The sequence below is a fragment of the Halorussus rarus genome (assembly GCF_003369835.1).
Classification (GTDB): domain Archaea; phylum Halobacteriota; class Halobacteria; order Halobacteriales; family Haladaptataceae; genus Halorussus; species Halorussus rarus.
On sequence record NZ_QPMJ01000002.1, the window covers coordinates 618,511 to 632,997 of the forward strand.

The window sequence follows — 14,487 nt, forward strand, 5'->3', positions numbered from 1 at the left end:
GCTCCCGCCTCGACGGAGTGATGGCTGATGGCGATTGGACGGTTCCTGCTGAAACGCAGCGCGCAGGGCGTGTTCGTCGTCTGGGGCGTCGTGACCGTGGTGTTCGGCCTGCGGTACGTAACGCCGGGCAACCCGATCACGTTCGTCGCACCGCTTGACGCCAGCCAGCAGCTACGCCAGCAGATCGCCCGGGAACTCGGGCTGACCAGGCCGTTCTACGTCCAGTACTTCGACTACATCGCGGGGCTGGTCCAGGGCGACATGGGCTACTCGTACATCCGGGGGGTCGAGGCGAGCGGCCTCATCTTCGCCCGGCTCCCGGCCACGGTCGAACTGGCCGTGGCCGCGAGCATCGTCGCGGTCGCGCTCTCGATTCCGCTCGGGGTCGTCTCGGCGACCCGGCGACACGAGCCGGCCGACTACGCCGCGACCGGCTTCTCGCTGGTCGGCATCTCGACGCCGAACTTCTGGCTGGGCATCATGCTGGTGCTGGTACTGGCGGTCCAGTTCGGGCTGTTCCCGACCAGCCGGCGCGGCATCGGCTTCCTGCCGGCGGTGGCGATGCTGTTCACCGAGTTCCGGATCTCCGGGCTGGTGAACTGGCTCGCCCACATCACGCTCCCGGCCATCACGCTGGGCACCTACTTCACCGCGCTCATCACCCGACTCACCCGCAGCGGGATGCTCGACGAGCTCGGCAAGCCCTACGTTAGGGCCTCGCGGGCGAAGGGGCTGCCCGAGACGCTGGTCCGGTACAAGCACGCGCTCCGGAACACGCTGATTCCGGTCATCACGGTGCTGGGACTCCAGCTCGGGACGCTCATCGGCGGCGCGGTCATCACCGAGGCCGTCTTCGCGTGGCCCGGGCTCGGTACCCTCCTCATCGGCGCCATCAACGCGCGCGACTGGCCGCTGATTCAGGGGTCGCTCATCGTCATCGGCGTCGGGTTCGTCCTCATCAACATCCTGGTGGACTCGCTGTACGCCTACATCAACCCGCAGGTGGTCCACTGATGCTCGACGACCTCCTCGCGCGGCTCGGCAGCGTCTTCTGGAACGGCCTTCGGAAGGGGGTCTCGCCCCGGACGGTCCGAAACCTTCGGAAGGAGCTCCGCAGCAGCGCGCTGGCGAAGCTGGGCATCGTCGTCGTGGTCGCCATCGTTCTGGTGGCGCTGTTCGCGCCGCTGCTGGCGCCCCACAACCCCACGAACCAGCACCTCGACCAGTCGCAGCTGCCGCCGCTCGGGTTCTCCAAGACCACGACCCAGACCAGTTCGGAAATGGTCAACGGCTCGATCGAGGTCGTCAACGAGACGGTCACGGTCTCGGCCACGCCGAAGTACCCGCTCGGGACCGACGCGCTCGGCAGGGGGATGCTCTCGCGGGTCATCTACGGCGCGCGGACCTCGCTGCTGGTGGGGCTGTTCGGCACGGTCATCGCGGGGACGGTCGGCGTGACCGTTGGGCTGGTCGCGGGCTACTACGGCGGGAAGATCGACGACGCGCTGATGCGGAGCGCCGACGTCATGCTCGCGTTCCCGTCGCTGGTGCTGGCGGTCGCGCTGGTCGGGCTGTTCGGACGGGCGGTGGTCCAGCTTCCCGATCCGCTCGTGGTGGCCGGCGTCGCGCCGAACATGCCCGAGACGTTCGCGTTACCGGGGACGGTCATCATCGTCGTGGGGCTGGTCAACTGGGTGTGGTTCGCCCGGGTGGCCCGCGGCGAGGCGCTGTCGGTCGAGGGCCAGGAGTACGTCAAGGCCGCCCGGTCGGTGGGTGCCGACGACGGGTTCATCATCCGCAAGCACATCCTGCCCAACAGCGTCACGCCCATCCTGGTGCTGGCGACCATCCAGATCGCGGCCATCATCCTGCTCGAATCGGCGCTCTCGTTCCTCGGATTCTCGGGGACGAGCCTCTCGTGGGGCTTCGACATCGCGCAGGGCCGGGACTATCTGGCCTCCTCGTGGTGGATATCGACGGTACCGGGCATGGCCATCGTGCTGACGGTCATCGGCATCAACCTGGTCGGCGACTGGCTCCGGGACGCGCTCGACCCCGGCATCGAGGGCGAGGGAGGTGGCGTCTGATGGCCGAAGATCTGCTGCGGGTCAGGGATCTCTCGACCCGCTTTTTCACCGAGGACGGCCAGATCAACGCGGTCGAGTCGGTCGACTTCGACGTGCGCGACGGCGAGGTGTTCGGCATCGTGGGCGAGTCGGGGTCGGGCAAGAGCGTGACAGCGCTGTCGGTCATCGACCTCGTGGAGTCGCCCGGCCGCATCACCAGCGGCGAGGTCTGGTACCGCAACCCCGACCTCGCCGACGAGGTCCGCGACGACGACCCCGAGGCCGTGGACGGCGACTTCGTGGACGTGCGCCGGGTGCCCGAGAACGTCCGGCGGGCGCTCCGCGGGCCGTCGTTCGCCACCATCTTCCAGGACCCGATGAGCAGCCTCAACCCCTCGCTGACCGTCGGCGAGCAGATCGCCGAGGCGGTCGAGGTCCAGCGCCGGGCGCGAGCGAACCCGCGGTCGACCCGGTCGCGCACGCAGGGGTACGGGCTGGCCGACCTGCTCACGAGCACCGTGCTTCCCTCGCGGAGCTACGTCAACGAGGAGAGCCGCGCCGAGGCGATCGACCTGCTCGAGCAGGTCGGCATCCCCGACCCGGCCGAGCGGGCCGAGGAGTACCCCCACGAGTTCTCGGGCGGGATGCTCCAGCGCGCGATGATCGCCCAGGCGCTCGCCGGCGAACCCGACCTACTGGTCGCAGACGAGCCGACCACCGCGCTCGACGTCACCATCCAGGCCCAGATTCTCGACCTCCTCCGGGACCTCCAGGAGGAGACCGGGATGAGCATCGTGATGATCACCCACAACCTCGGGGTCATCGCCCGGATGTGCGACCGGGTCGGCGTGATGTACGCCGGCGAGATCGTCGAGCGCGGCACGCTGGCCGACGTGTTCGACGATCCGGTCCACCCCTACACGCGGGGGCTGCTCGGGTCGATTCCCGACCTCGACGACCCCGCGCCCCGGCTCCAGCCCATCGAGGGCAACGTGCCGGACCTCTACGACGAGGAGATGGGCGACCGGTGCTACTTCGCCGACCGGTGCCCGAAGGCGATGGAGGAGTGCCAGGACCACCCGCCGGAGTTTGACACCGAAACCGGCGAACCGCGGGACGTGAAGACGCCGGCCGGCGAGCACGGCGTCCGGTGCGTCCTCGCACAGCACGAGTACGACCCCTCGCGGGCGCTGCCCGACGACTACTTCGAGCGGGAGGCCGACGCCGAATCGGGCCGGGCGTCCGACCGCGAAGAGGAGGTGAGCGCGGATGACTGACGACCCGCTGATCCGCGTCGAGAACCTGGAGAAGTACTACTACGAGCGCGACAGTCTCACCGACCGGCTGCTCGGCCGGGAACCCGAGAGCGTCAAGGCGGTCGACGGCGTGAGCTTCGAGGTCCGCGAGGGCGAGACGCTCGGGCTCGTCGGCGAGTCGGGCTGCGGCAAGTCCACGACGGGCGAGACCCTGCTCGACCTCCGCGAGCCGACCGGCGGCGCGGTGTACTTCGACGGGGAGAACGTCTTCGAGCGCGACGACCTCACGGAGTTCCGCGAGCGCGCGCAGGTCGTCTTCCAGGACCCGTTCTCCAGCCTCGACCCGCGGATGACCGCGGGCGAGATCGTGCGCGAACCGCTCGACGTCCACGGCGTCGGGACGAAGGACGACCGGAACGAGCGCGTGGCGGCGCTGATGGAGCGGGTCGGCCTGTCAGCCGGCCAGGTCGACCGCTACCCCCACGAGTTCTCGGGCGGCCAGCGCCAGCGCATCGGCATCGCCCGGGCGCTCGCGCTCGAACCGGACTTCATCGTCTGCGACGAGCCGGTGTCGGCGCTCGACGTGAGCGTGCAGGCCCAGATTCTCAATCTGCTGGAGGACCTTCAGGAGGAGTTCGGGCTGACCTACCTGTTCATCGCCCACGACCTCAGCGTGGTCCGGCACATCTCCGACCGGGTCGCCGTGATGTACCTCGGCGAGATCGTCGAGGTCGGCCCGGTCGACGAGATCTTCGAGAGTCCGGGGCATCCGTACACCGAGGCGCTGCTGGAGAGCGTCCCGCGGGCCGACACCGGCGAGCAGGGTCGCGAGGTCGAGACGCTGTCGGGCGACGTCCCCTCGCCGCGGGACCCGCCATCGGGCTGTCGGTTCCACACGCGCTGTCCGCACGCCCGCGAGGTCTGCGCGGAGGCGGACCCCGAGGACTACGAGGTCGACGCCGACGCCGACCACCGGGCGGCCTGCTTCCGTCGAGCCAGCGACCACGAGTACTGGTCGAGCCCGCCGCTCGACGTCGACGAGCGGACGGCCGGGACCGCCGCGGACGACTGACGGCTCTCGCGGCCGATTTCGTCGGTCTGACTGTCTCTGCTTGAATAGTCGGGCAGGGCCCTTATCCCCGTGAGTGTGTTTGTCAGACCACGGGACGACGCCCGGTGTGGCTCTCCCGCCGTGGGAGGACAGCGACTGCGAGCGCGGAACGCGGCGCGGTCGCACCCGGAGCGTCACACGATAGATATGAGCCAGGATCACAACCGGGGGACGCCGTCCCCACCGCACGTTTCGGAGAAGGACGTACTGCCGGTCGACAGCGACAGCGAGTCGCTCGACGTGGTGTTCCGGGCGCTCTCGGACCACCGGCGTCGGTGCCTCTGTCACTACCTCGCGCGGAGCGACGAGCCGATGCGGGTCGACGAGCTCGCCGAACTGCTGGCCGCGTCGATGACCGAGAAGACCCGCGCCGTGCTCACGTCCGCCGAGATCGAGAAGACGAGAGCCGAGGTCCTCCAGATGCACCTCCCGAAGCTGTCGGAGGCCGGCATCGTGGACCACGACAGCGGCGAGGGGGTCGTCCGCCTCGTCGACTCGCCCGGCCTCGTCGACACGCTCCAGGCGGCCGGCGGCGTGGACCTGCAGTAGCGCGACGCTGGACGGTCCGGACCCGTCACCGCTTCGCCCGGCGCCGCTCGGAACGCGTCCGGCACCGTTTTCTATCCGGCGACCCTTCCCCGAAGCATGGCAGACGATCTGACCGCGACGCTCCACACGAACCGCGGCGACATCGAGGTTCGACTGTTCGACGAGCGGGCGCCGACCACCGTCGAGAACTTCGTCAACCTGGCGAAGCACGACCCGGCCGCGAACGACGACCCCGCGCCCGACACCACCACCTGGGAGGACCCCGAGTCCGGCGAGACTCGCGGGGACGCGCTGTACGAGGACGTCGCCTTCCACCGGGTCATCGAGGATTTCATGGTTCAGGGCGGCGACCCGACCGAGACCGGTCGCGGCGGTCCCGGCTACGAGTTCGAGGACGAGTTCCACGAGGAGCTCCGCCACGACGACGCGGGCAAGCTCTCGATGGCCAACAGCGGCCCCGACACCAACGGCTCGCAGTTCTTCATCACGCTCGACGCCCAGCCGCACCTCGACGACCGCCACGCCGTGTTCGGCGAGGTCACCGACGGGATGGACGTGGTCGAGGAGATCGGCTCGCTGCAGACCGACGCCAACGACCGGCCGACCGAGGAGGCGGTGCTGGAGTCCGTCGAGATCCACGACTAGTCGGTGCTGTTTTCGCGTAACTCAGCCGTCTCCGATTAGTCGGACTGGCGGTCCCCGGTCTCGACCGCCCGGGGTCGGCCGCGACGCCGGACGACCGCGCGAGGCGTCCGGACGGGACTCGTCCCGGCTTCGGCCTTGAACCTTCGTACCGCCGGAGGGTCCGGAGCCGGAGTTACCCGCGTACCGAAACCCACTTCGGACAGAACCGTCAACCCACTCCTGCGCGAGGGTTGCCCAGCCTGGCCAACGGCGGCGGGCTTAAGACCCGCTCGTGTAGACGTCCATGGGTTCGAATCCCATCCCTCGCATCCGACCTTTTCATCGCGGGCAGTCGAAACCCACATTCCCCTCAACAACCTACGCACTCGAAAATGACCGACGAGCGAGTCGAACGTGCGTTCCGAGAGCATCCGGACTTCGAGCCGACCGACGACGGGGAGTTCGAGACGCCCGCTAAGCCCTTCGAGAACGTCGTCACCGTCGAGGAAGATGGCGACTCCCGACGGTACGAGGTGGTCGTTCGGACCCCGATGCTCGACGCCGCAGTCGAGGGCGAGACTGTCGCCGACGTGGTGGAGGACGGCTGGTTCGAGACGCTGGAGCTCCGGCTGGAGGACGCCCACACCGTGGCCGAGGCCGACGACGCCGAGCCGCCGGCGATAGAGCGCGAGGGCGACGAGGCGGTCGTCACCGTCGAGTTCGCGTCGTCCGACCCCGAGCGGGCCGTCGAGGACGCGCTGGCGATCGCCGAGTACGTCGAGGGGACCTGGGTCCAGGGCATCATCCCAGGGTACGACTACCGCGAACCCGCCGCGGGCCTGCGCGAGCGCGCCCGGCAGAACTACGACGACGATGGCGGTCGGGGCGACGGCAACGGCGGCGGCGAGTCCGGACCGAGCGGACCGTCCGGCGGGTCCGGGGGCACCCCGCTGTAATCCGGAACGGGGTCGACGTATCGCCGGTCACTCCGCGGCGGTCACTCCATCGCGATGTAGGTCTGGGTGCCCTCCACGCCCCGGATGCCCTGGATGGCGTCGGCCGCGATGTCCTTCACGTCCGCGGGCGTCTCGACGTCGAGCTTGGCGACGAGGTCGACGTCGCCCGCGACGATGTGGGCGTCGACCACGCCGTCGACGTCGAGGATCTCCCCCTTGAGCCTGTCCGCCTCGCCCGTGTTCGCCTTGACCATGACGTACGCGGTGACCATCTCAGCTTCCCCCCGTCATCGCCTGGGCGCTGGCCCTGCTGGCGTCGCCGACCAGAATCCTGCGCACGTCCTCCAGCACGTCGAAGTCGGCCAGCACCGCGAGCCGGTCGCCGACCTCCAGCGAGTCGTCGGGCAGCGGGATGCCCATCGCCTCGTCGGCCTTGCCGAACGCCAGGATGCGGGAGTCGGCCGGCAGCGAGAGCTCGCCCATGGAGTAGCCCTTCACCGGCGAGTCGTCGGTGACGGTGAGCTCGACGACCTGGAGGTGGTGGGCGATGTCGGCGATGGCCCGGATGTTCCCGCCGAGCAGCGCGTTCTTCGCGCCGATGGCGCCGAGCCGTTCGGGGTAGACCACCTCGTCGACGTCGCTGGCGAACTTCCGGTAGATGTCCTCGCGGTAGTCCTCGTCGATGCGCAACACCGTCCGGCAGTCGAAGTGCTTGGCCACCATGCACGCCGCGAAGTTGACGTTGAGGTCGCCCGTGAGCGCCCCGACCGCGTCGGCGGATTCGAGGTCGGCCTTCCGGAGTATCTCCTCGCGCCCCCCGTCGCCCTCGACCACCTCGAAGTCGTCGGTGCGAGCGCGCTCGACCTTGTTGGCGTCGCGCTCGACCAGCGTGACGTCGTGGCCCTCCTCGCGGAGGACCCGGGCCGTGCGGAGTCCCACCCGGCCGGAACCAATGATAACGAATTTCATGGTAACGCTTACGCGGCACTGCCTGAATAAGTTTTCTCCACCCCAAACGCTTTTCTTGTATGGTACTGAATGGCACAGTGCGATGGTCCACGCGTTTATCATGATCGAGACCGCTGCCGGGCGCTCCGGCGACGTGCTGGAAGCCATCCGGAGACTCGACCGCGTCACGGAGGCCCACGTGGTCGCGGGCGAGTTCGACGTCATCGCGGAGGCCGACGCCGACGAGGTGTACGACGTGCTGCACGCCGCCTCGACGGACATCTCCGGGATGGACGGGGTCGCCGACACCAAGACCTACATGGCGATCGACTAGGGCGGCCGCAACGCTCGTTCTCTGCGCACAGAAGCCCGCTGTTCCCCGAAAGTGGCGGGTTCGCGAAACGGAGCACCGCCGCGGCGTCCGTGCCGCTCAGCAATCGAGTTCCTGCACCTCGTGGTCGGCCAGGAACGAGTCGAGCTCGCCTTCTGGTCGCGAAGTTCCGGCTGGAGGTCGGCGTACACGCGCTCGAACACGTCTCGGGAGTCGCCGGGGTCGGACAGTTCGCGTCCCAAACGACCTTACCGCAGCGAGGCGAAGCCGGGGTGGAATGAGTGTCATCGCGGAACTGTCGGTCCCCGTCGAGGACTTCCCGCTCGGCCGGGCGCTCGCCGCGACGCCCGAGCTGGAGGTCGAACTCGAACGCATCGTCCCGACGGGCGACGCGACCCTGCCGTTCTTCTGGGTGTGGGGCGACGACGTGGAGGCGTTCGTCGCGGCGCTGGAGGACGAAGACGGCGTCGATTCGGTGACGGTGCTCGACCGGGTGAGCGACGGTGCGCTCCTGCGCGCGACCTGGACCGACGAGGCCGGGCTCGTCGAGGCCGTCGTCGACTCGGAGGCGACCCTGCTGTCGGTGGCCCGGCGCGACGGCGAGTGGCGGTTCCAGCTCCGGTCGCCCGACCGCGAGGCGGTCGCCGACCTCCAGCGCTACTGCGCCGCCCACGACATCGACCTCCGGCTCAACTGGATCCACTCGGTCGCGGCGGTCGAGGCCGGCGAGCAGTACGGCCTGACCGACGACCAGCGCGCGGCAGTCGTGGCGGCCTTCGGGGCGGGCTACTTCGACGAGCCCCGAGGCACGACCCTCGAGGAGCTCTCGGCGGAGTTCGACATCTCCCCGCGGGCGGTCTCGAAGCGGATGCGCCGCGGCCTCCGGAATCTGGTCGCGGCGACGCTCGCGACCGAAGAGTGACCGCCTCTTAAAGGCGTTCAGAGGCGAACGTGATAGGGTACACCCCTGGGTCCCGATTTCCGGGTAGGAACGCTCCGAAGACCCCGCGCTCTTCGAGGCCGAGTTATCATGAGCGAGAAGCAATCGACGACGCGCCGCGAGACGGTACTGACCTACGAACTGAACGGACACGAGCGACTGAGCGAGGGGGTGGTCGCGGCCGTTGCGGCGGCCGCTGACGCCGACCCCACCGAGATAGATCCGCTCGCCGAGGTCGTCGACCCGGACGCGCTCGACGCGCTGTTCGCCGCCCACCTCGACGGGACGCCCCGGGACGCCGGCCGAACCGAGTTCTCCTTCTGCGGGTACGGCGTCGTCGTGAACAGCACGGGCCTCGTCTCGGTGTTCGACGCGGGCCGGTAGGCCGGCCGCCGGGTCGCCGATTCCCCAACGGTTATCGCCTCCCGGGCGCACATCTCGGACATGACAGCGCCGGCAGACCGCATCTTCACGAACGCGGAGGTCCACACCCTGGGCGACCCCGACGAGGTCGCCGAGGCGGTGGCGGTCCGGGACGGCGAGATCGTCCGCGTGGCCGACGCCTACGAGGTGGACTTCCTGGCGGGCGTCGGGACCGACGTGGTCGACCTCGGCGGCCGGGTCCTCCTCCCGGGGTTCGTCGACGCACACACCCACCTCCAGCACCTCGGAGCCAGGCTGGTCCACGCCGACCTGTCGGCCGCCGACTCGCCGGCCGACGGCGTCGGCCTGCTTCGCGAGACGGGCGAGGCCCGCCCCGACGACGAGTGGGTGCTCGGCTTCGGTTACGACGAGAGCGCGTGGGACGAGTCGCGGTACCTCACCCGCGAGGACTTAGACGCCGTCTCCGAGGACCGGCCCGTCGCGGCGTTCCGCGAGGACATGCACACAGCAGCGGTCAACTCGGTCGCGCTCGACCGCCACGCCGACGCGATGCCCGACGACGACGTCCGGACCGAGAGCGGCGAACCCACGGGGGTCATCGTCGAGGAGGCTGTCGACGTCGTCTACGAGGCCATCGAACCCGACGCCGACCAGATGCGCGAACTCCTCACGGCCGCCCAGCGCGAGGCCCACCGGCAGGGCGTGACCGCGGTCCACGACATGGTCCGCCAGTCGCGCGCTCCTGAAGTGTACCGTCGCATGGACCTCGACGGCGACCTCGCGCTCCGGGTGCGCATCAACTACTGGTCGGACCACCTCGACGCGCTCGACGAGGTCGGCCTCCGGACCAACCACGGCAGCGAGTTCGTCCGGGTCGGCGGGATCAAGACGTTCACCGACGGGAGCTTCGGCGGCCGGACCGCGAAGCTCTCGGAGCCGTACGCCGACGCCGGAAGCGAAGAACCGGTGGACGACGACGCCACCGGCCAGTGGGTCGTTCCGCCCGAGGAACTCCGGGACCTCGTCGCAAGGGCCGACGACGCCGGGTTCCAGCTGACCGCCCACGCCATCGGGGACGAGGCGGTCGACGAGGTGCTGGCGGCCTACGAGGCGACCGGCGACCCCGGCGCCGCCCGCCACCGGGTCGAACACGCGGAACTCGCCGACGACGAGGCGGTCGAGCGGTTCGCCGAGTCGGGGGTCGTCGCTTCGGTCCAGCCCAACTTCCTCAAGTGGGCCCGACCGGGCGGCCTGTACGACGACCGCATCGGAACCGAGCGCCGACGGAGGGCCGACCGGTTCGCGGATCTGCTCGAGGCGGGCGCGCACCTCGCGTTCGGGAGCGACTGCATGCCGCTGGACCCGCTGTTCGGCGTCCACCAGACGGTCGACGCGCCGGCCGACCGCCAGCGGCTCTCGGTGACCGAGGCGCTGCGGGCGTACACCCGCGGGGCGGCCTACGCCGGGTTCGACGAGGATCGCCTCGGCACCGTCGCGGTCGGCAAGAAGGCCGACCTGGTGGCGCTGGAGCGGTCGCCGTGGGACCACTCCGAGGACATCGAGAGCGTCGACGTGGCGCTGACCGTGGTCGACGGCGAGATAGTCTACGACGACCGGAACTGACCCCGACTGTTTCCGCTACTCTTCGCCCGTAGACGGGATTTAGCTGCTGTCTGCTCGTACTCTGCAGTGGTTCCCTTTCGCGACGCCCCTCGAACTACATCGTATTCTCTCGAGACCGAGTAGTACGTCGAGTCGCTTCACCGGGGACTTCTGAAGAGAAAATATTTTCAATGACGGACACCGAAGTCAGTCACAATCGTAGGTGGCTTACTGTGCCAAAGATGGAAACGGCGGACATCGAAACGGACCTCAGTCTCTTCAAGTATGACAACCTCGAACAGTTACCCGAAGCGTACCGGGGACTGGACGAGGAGGAGCGAACGGAACGCATCGAGGCCGCCAAGGCGGCGCTCGGCGACGATCTCGTCATCCTCGGCCACAACTACCAGCGCCGGGAGATCGTCGGGCACGCCGACTTCGTCGGCGACTCGTACCAGTTGAGCGTCGAGGCCGCGGAGGCCGACGCCGAGTACGTGGTGTTCGGCGGGGTGACGTTCATGGCCGAGTCGGCCGACATCATCACCGACGACGACCAGACGGTCATCCTGCCGTCGATGGAGGCCTCCTGCCCGATGGCCGGGATGGCCGAGGCCCTCCAGGTCGACGCGGCGTGGGCCGAGATCACCGAAGCGGCGCCCGACGCCGACATCGTCCCGGTCACGTACATGAACTCCTACGCCGACCTGAAGGCGTTCTGCGCCGAGCAGGGCGGCGCGGTCTGCACCTCCTCGAACGCCCACGAGGTGTTCGAGTGGGCGTTCGAGCGGGGCGACAAGGTGCTGTTCCTCCCCGACAAGCACCTCGGCGAGAACACCGCCCACCGCCTCGGGATGGCGGACAGCATCGCCGAGTGGGACCCCTGGGACCCCGAGGGCAAGGACGCCGACGAGGTCGCGGAGAGCGACATCATCCTCTGGGACGGCTACTGCCAGGTCCACGAGCGCTTCCGCGTCGACCACGTCGAGCGGGTACGGGAGGAGTACGACGACGCCAGCGTCATCGTCCACCCCGAATGTCGCCGCGAGGTCGTGGAAGCCGCCGACGTCGCCGGCAGCACGGCGACCATCTGCGACACCGTGGCCGAGGCCGACCCGGGCGAGACGTGGGCCATCGGGACCGAGATCCACCTCGCGAACCACCTCCAGCGGTGGCACCCCGAGGTGAACGTCGTCCCGCTCTGTGGGGAGGCGTGCATGGACTGCAACGCGATGCGCCAGATCGACCCCAACTACCTGACGTGGGTGCTGGAGGAGCTCGTGGCGGGTCGCGAGCGCAACGTCATCGAGGTCGACCCACAGGAGGCCGAACTGGCCGAACTGGCGATGGAGCGCATGCTGGAGATCTGACGATGACCGGAACTGCCATTCCCGCGGAGACCGACGTCCTGGTCGTCGGCAGCGGCGTCGCGGGCTGTGCGACCGCGCTCGCCGCCGCCAGCCAGGGCGCGGAGGTGCTGGTCGTCACGAAGGCGACCCGGCCCGAGGAGACCACGTCCCACTGGGCGCAGGGCGGGGTCGCCACCGCGCGGTCGGACCCCGACTCGTTCGCACAGGACGTCCTCGACGCCAGCGCCGGCACCGCCGACCCCGAGGCGGTCGAAGTGCTGGTCGAGGAGTCGCGGGATGCGGTCGAGGACGTGCTGGTCGAGACGCTGGACGTGCCCTTCGACCGCGAGGGCACCCAACTGGATTACGCCCGCGAGGCCGCCCACTCCGAGCCCCGCATCCTCCACGTCGACGCCAGCACCGGCAGGCACGTGCTCGCGCCGTTCCTGAACCACCTCGACGCGCACGACCGGGTGACCGTCCGGGAGGACACCGCCGCGCTCGACCTGGTCACCCACGAGGGGCGCGTCCACGGCGCAATGGTCGACGGAAGCGGCGGAACCGCACCGAAGCCGGTCTTCGCCGGGGCGACCGTCCTCGCCACGGGCGGCATCGGCGCGCTCTACGAGCACTCCACCAACCCGGAGACCGCGACCGGCGACGGTATCGCGATGGCCGCGCTGGCGGGCGCGACGGTCGCGGACATGGCCTACGTGCAGTTCCATCCCACGGCCTACTCGGGTGAGGACCCCTTCCTCGTCAGCGAGGCAGTGCGCGGCGAGGGCGCGGTCCTGCGGAACGCCGAGGGCGAGCGCTTCATGCCCGACTACCACGCGGACGCCGAGCTCGGGCCGCGCGACGTGGTCGCCCGCGCGGTCGCCGACGAGCGCGAGCGCACGGGCGAGGTCGTACTGGACGTCTCGCCCCTCGACTTCGTCGGGGAGTTCCCGGACCTCGCCGAAAAGTGCGAGGCCCGCGGCGTCGACTGGCGGGACGGGATTCCTGTCGAACCCAGCGAGCACTTCCTCTGCGGCGGGATCTCGGTGGACGACCGCGGCCGGGCCGACCTCGACCGGCTGTTCGCTGTCGGCGAGTGCGCCCGGACCGGCGTCCACGGCGCGAACCGGCTCGCGTCGACCAGCCTGCTGGAGGGGCTGGTCTGGGGCCTGCGGGCCGGCGAGACCGCGGCCGGCTTCGAACCCGAGCGCGTCGAGGCGCCCGACCTGCGCGACAGCGACCCCGACCTGCCCGCGGGATTCGCCCGCGAGAAGTTCGTCCGGCTGCGCCGGGTGATGGACGAGCACGTGGGGCTGCGCCGGACGCCCGGGGGCCTCCGGCGCGCGACCGCGGTGCTCCGGCGGCTCAAGGGCGAGGTCGACGCCTACACCCGGACCCGGACCAGCCGGAGCCTCTACGAGCTCCGGAACGCCAGCGTGGTCGCGCTGCTGGTCGCCCGGCACGCGACCGAGGCCGACCCGGTGGGCTGTCACGCGCTCGAAGAGGGGGAGTCCGAAACTCGCTCCGAGGAGGTCGAGGCCCGTGCGGGTGACTGACCGGAAAGTGGAGGCGTGGCTCCGCGAGGACGTGGGCCACCGCGACGTGACCAACCACGTCCCGGGCGAGACGACCGGTCGGCTCGTCGCGAAGGAGTCGGGCGTCGCGGCCGGTCTCGACGCCGCGGAGGCCGTCTTCGATTACTTGGACGTGGACGCTGCGGCGACCGTCGACGCGGGCGACCGAATCGACCCGGGCGACGCGGTGCTGGAAGTGGCGGGGCCTGCGGAGTCGGTCCTCCGGGGCGAGCGCGTCGCGGTCAACGTCGCGGCCCACGCCTCTGGCGTGGCGACGGAGACTCGGCGGGCGGTCGACGCGGCCCGCGAGGTCACCGACGAGGTGGCGATCGCCGGCACTCGGAAGACAACGCCCGGCCTCCGCGGCGTCGAGAAGCGCGCCGTCGCGGCGGGGGGCGGGGACACCCATCGCCTCACGCTCTCGGGGATGGTGATGGTCAAGGACAACCACGTCGCCGAGATGGGCCTTGAGGAGGCTATCGCACACTTCCGCGAGGAGAAGTCGTTCGCCGCGAAGATCGAGGTCGAGGTGGAGGCTCCGGAGGACGGCGTCCGGGCCGCCGACGCGGGGGCCGACATCGTCCTCTTCGACAACATGACGCCCGAGGCGGTGCGGGAGGGCGTCGAACTGCTGCCCGAGGGCGTGCTCGCCGAGGCGAGTGGTGGCATCGGCATCGAGGACGTGCCGGAGTACGCGGCGACCGGCGTCGACGTCATCTCGATGGGGTCGCTCACGCACTCGGCGCCGAGCCTGGACCTGTCGTTCCGGACCGGAGAGGAGTGACAGAGAACTGCTTTCCTGT

At 69.8% G+C, this 14,487-nt stretch carries 16 protein-coding genes and 1 tRNA gene; 15 read left to right on the forward strand and 2 right to left on the reverse strand.

Going from position 1 to position 14,487, the window contains the following annotated elements; genetic code table 11:
* Positions 1-27: 27 nt before the first annotated feature.
* The 8 genes from DVR07_RS11290 (at position 28) to DVR07_RS11325 (ending at position 6,562) form a co-directional block, all read left to right on the forward strand.
* Positions 28-1,014, forward strand: a complete 987-nt coding sequence (locus DVR07_RS11290) for an ABC transporter permease (RefSeq protein WP_115797390.1) — start codon at positions 28-30, stop codon at positions 1,012-1,014.
* Entirely contained in the window at positions 1,014-2,087 is a 1,074-nt protein-coding gene (locus DVR07_RS11295; RefSeq protein ID WP_115797391.1) for an ABC transporter permease, read from the forward strand. The genes DVR07_RS11290 and DVR07_RS11295 overlap by 1 nt, the downstream gene beginning before the upstream one ends.
* Positions 2,087-3,343 carry an ABC transporter ATP-binding protein gene (locus DVR07_RS11300; RefSeq protein ID WP_115797392.1) on the forward strand — a complete coding sequence of 419 codons (1,257 nt, stop codon included), beginning with the start codon at positions 2,087-2,089 and terminating at the stop codon, positions 3,341-3,343. The genes DVR07_RS11295 and DVR07_RS11300 overlap by 1 nt, the downstream gene beginning before the upstream one ends.
* Entirely contained in the window at positions 3,336-4,394 is a 1,059-nt protein-coding gene (locus DVR07_RS11305) for an ABC transporter ATP-binding protein (RefSeq protein ID WP_115797393.1), read from the forward strand. Before DVR07_RS11300 ends, DVR07_RS11305 begins: the two co-directional genes overlap by 8 nt.
* A gap of 186 nt (positions 4,395-4,580) precedes the next feature.
* Complete coding sequence (locus tag DVR07_RS11310) at positions 4,581-4,982, forward strand: DUF7344 domain-containing protein (RefSeq protein ID WP_115797394.1); 402 nt, start codon at positions 4,581-4,583, stop codon at positions 4,980-4,982.
* 96 nt (positions 4,983-5,078) lie between these two features.
* A complete protein-coding gene (locus tag DVR07_RS11315; RefSeq protein WP_115797395.1) occupies positions 5,079-5,627 on the forward strand; it encodes a peptidylprolyl isomerase in 549 nt (182 codons plus the stop codon).
* 223 nt (positions 5,628-5,850) lie between these two features.
* Positions 5,851-5,935, forward strand: a tRNA-Leu gene (locus tag DVR07_RS11320).
* Positions 5,936-5,998: 63 nt separating this feature from the next.
* On the forward strand, positions 5,999-6,562 hold the full coding sequence (locus DVR07_RS11325; protein WP_193570134.1) for a DUF5813 family protein: 564 nt from the start codon (positions 5,999-6,001) through the stop codon (positions 6,560-6,562).
* Between the two features lie 41 nt (positions 6,563-6,603).
* Here DVR07_RS11325 and DVR07_RS11330 read toward each other — a convergent pair whose 3' ends face one another.
* Complete coding sequence (locus DVR07_RS11330) at positions 6,604-6,834, reverse strand: Lrp/AsnC family transcriptional regulator (protein ID WP_115797396.1); 231 nt, start codon at positions 6,832-6,834, stop codon at positions 6,604-6,606.
* Between the two features lies 1 nt (position 6,835).
* Positions 6,836-7,531: a potassium channel family protein gene (locus DVR07_RS11335; RefSeq protein ID WP_115797397.1), complete on the reverse strand. Its 696-nt coding sequence runs from the start codon at positions 7,529-7,531 to the stop codon at positions 6,836-6,838.
* A gap of 82 nt (positions 7,532-7,613) precedes the next feature.
* On the opposite strand from DVR07_RS11335, the gene DVR07_RS11340 reads away from it, so the two are divergent.
* The 7 genes from DVR07_RS11340 (at position 7,614) to nadC (ending at position 14,468) form a co-directional block, all read left to right on the forward strand.
* Positions 7,614-7,844 (forward strand): Lrp/AsnC ligand binding domain-containing protein, encoded by a 231-nt coding sequence (locus tag DVR07_RS11340; RefSeq protein ID WP_115797398.1) that lies wholly within the window; start codon positions 7,614-7,616, stop codon positions 7,842-7,844.
* Positions 7,845-8,118: 274 nt separating this feature from the next.
* Entirely contained in the window at positions 8,119-8,763 is a 645-nt protein-coding gene (locus DVR07_RS11345) for a helix-turn-helix domain-containing protein (RefSeq protein ID WP_115797399.1), read from the forward strand.
* A 108-nt stretch (positions 8,764-8,871) separates the two neighbouring features.
* On the forward strand, positions 8,872-9,165 hold the full coding sequence (locus DVR07_RS11350) for a HalOD1 output domain-containing protein (protein ID WP_162829527.1): 294 nt from the start codon (positions 8,872-8,874) through the stop codon (positions 9,163-9,165).
* 60 nt (positions 9,166-9,225) lie between these two features.
* Positions 9,226-10,788: an amidohydrolase gene (locus DVR07_RS11355; RefSeq protein WP_115797400.1), complete on the forward strand. Its 1,563-nt coding sequence runs from the start codon at positions 9,226-9,228 to the stop codon at positions 10,786-10,788.
* 212 nt (positions 10,789-11,000) lie between these two features.
* A complete protein-coding gene (gene nadA / locus DVR07_RS11360; RefSeq protein WP_115797401.1) occupies positions 11,001-12,134 on the forward strand; it encodes a quinolinate synthase NadA in 1,134 nt (377 codons plus the stop codon).
* A 2-nt stretch (positions 12,135-12,136) separates the two neighbouring features.
* Entirely contained in the window at positions 12,137-13,666 is a 1,530-nt protein-coding gene (locus DVR07_RS11365) for an L-aspartate oxidase (RefSeq protein WP_115797402.1), read from the forward strand.
* Positions 13,653-14,468, forward strand: a complete 816-nt coding sequence (nadC, locus tag DVR07_RS11370; RefSeq protein ID WP_115798324.1) for a carboxylating nicotinate-nucleotide diphosphorylase — start codon at positions 13,653-13,655, stop codon at positions 14,466-14,468. Before DVR07_RS11365 ends, nadC begins: the two co-directional genes overlap by 14 nt.
* Positions 14,469-14,487: the final 19 nt, after the last annotated feature.

Excerpts from the sequence above, each read along its gene's own strand:
- DVR07_RS11290 (WP_115797390.1), top strand. The coding sequence starts at position 28 with ATGGCGATTGGACGGTTCCTGCTGAAACGCAGCGCGCAGGGCGTGTTC.
- DVR07_RS11295 (WP_115797391.1), top strand. The coding sequence starts at position 1,014 with ATGCTCGACGACCTCCTCGCGCGGCTCGGCAGCGTCTTCTGGAACGGC.
- DVR07_RS11300 (WP_115797392.1), top strand. The coding sequence starts at position 2,087 with ATGGCCGAAGATCTGCTGCGGGTCAGGGATCTCTCGACCCGCTTTTTC.
- DVR07_RS11305 (WP_115797393.1), top strand. The coding sequence starts at position 3,336 with ATGACTGACGACCCGCTGATCCGCGTCGAGAACCTGGAGAAGTACTAC.
- DVR07_RS11310 (WP_115797394.1), top strand. The coding sequence starts at position 4,581 with ATGAGCCAGGATCACAACCGGGGGACGCCGTCCCCACCGCACGTTTCG.
- DVR07_RS11315 (WP_115797395.1), top strand. The coding sequence starts at position 5,079 with ATGGCAGACGATCTGACCGCGACGCTCCACACGAACCGCGGCGACATC.
- DVR07_RS11325 (WP_193570134.1), top strand. The coding sequence starts at position 5,999 with ATGACCGACGAGCGAGTCGAACGTGCGTTCCGAGAGCATCCGGACTTC.
- DVR07_RS11330 (WP_115797396.1), bottom strand. The coding sequence starts at position 6,834 with ATGGTCACCGCGTACGTCATGGTCAAGGCGAACACGGGCGAGGCGGAC.
- DVR07_RS11335 (WP_115797397.1), bottom strand. The coding sequence starts at position 7,531 with ATGAAATTCGTTATCATTGGTTCCGGCCGGGTGGGACTCCGCACGGCC.
- DVR07_RS11340 (WP_115797398.1), top strand. The coding sequence starts at position 7,614 with ATGGTCCACGCGTTTATCATGATCGAGACCGCTGCCGGGCGCTCCGGC.
- DVR07_RS11345 (WP_115797399.1), top strand. The coding sequence starts at position 8,119 with ATGAGTGTCATCGCGGAACTGTCGGTCCCCGTCGAGGACTTCCCGCTC.
- DVR07_RS11350 (WP_162829527.1), top strand. The coding sequence starts at position 8,872 with ATGAGCGAGAAGCAATCGACGACGCGCCGCGAGACGGTACTGACCTAC.
- DVR07_RS11355 (WP_115797400.1), top strand. The coding sequence starts at position 9,226 with ATGACAGCGCCGGCAGACCGCATCTTCACGAACGCGGAGGTCCACACC.
- DVR07_RS11365 (WP_115797402.1), top strand. The coding sequence starts at position 12,137 with ATGACCGGAACTGCCATTCCCGCGGAGACCGACGTCCTGGTCGTCGGC.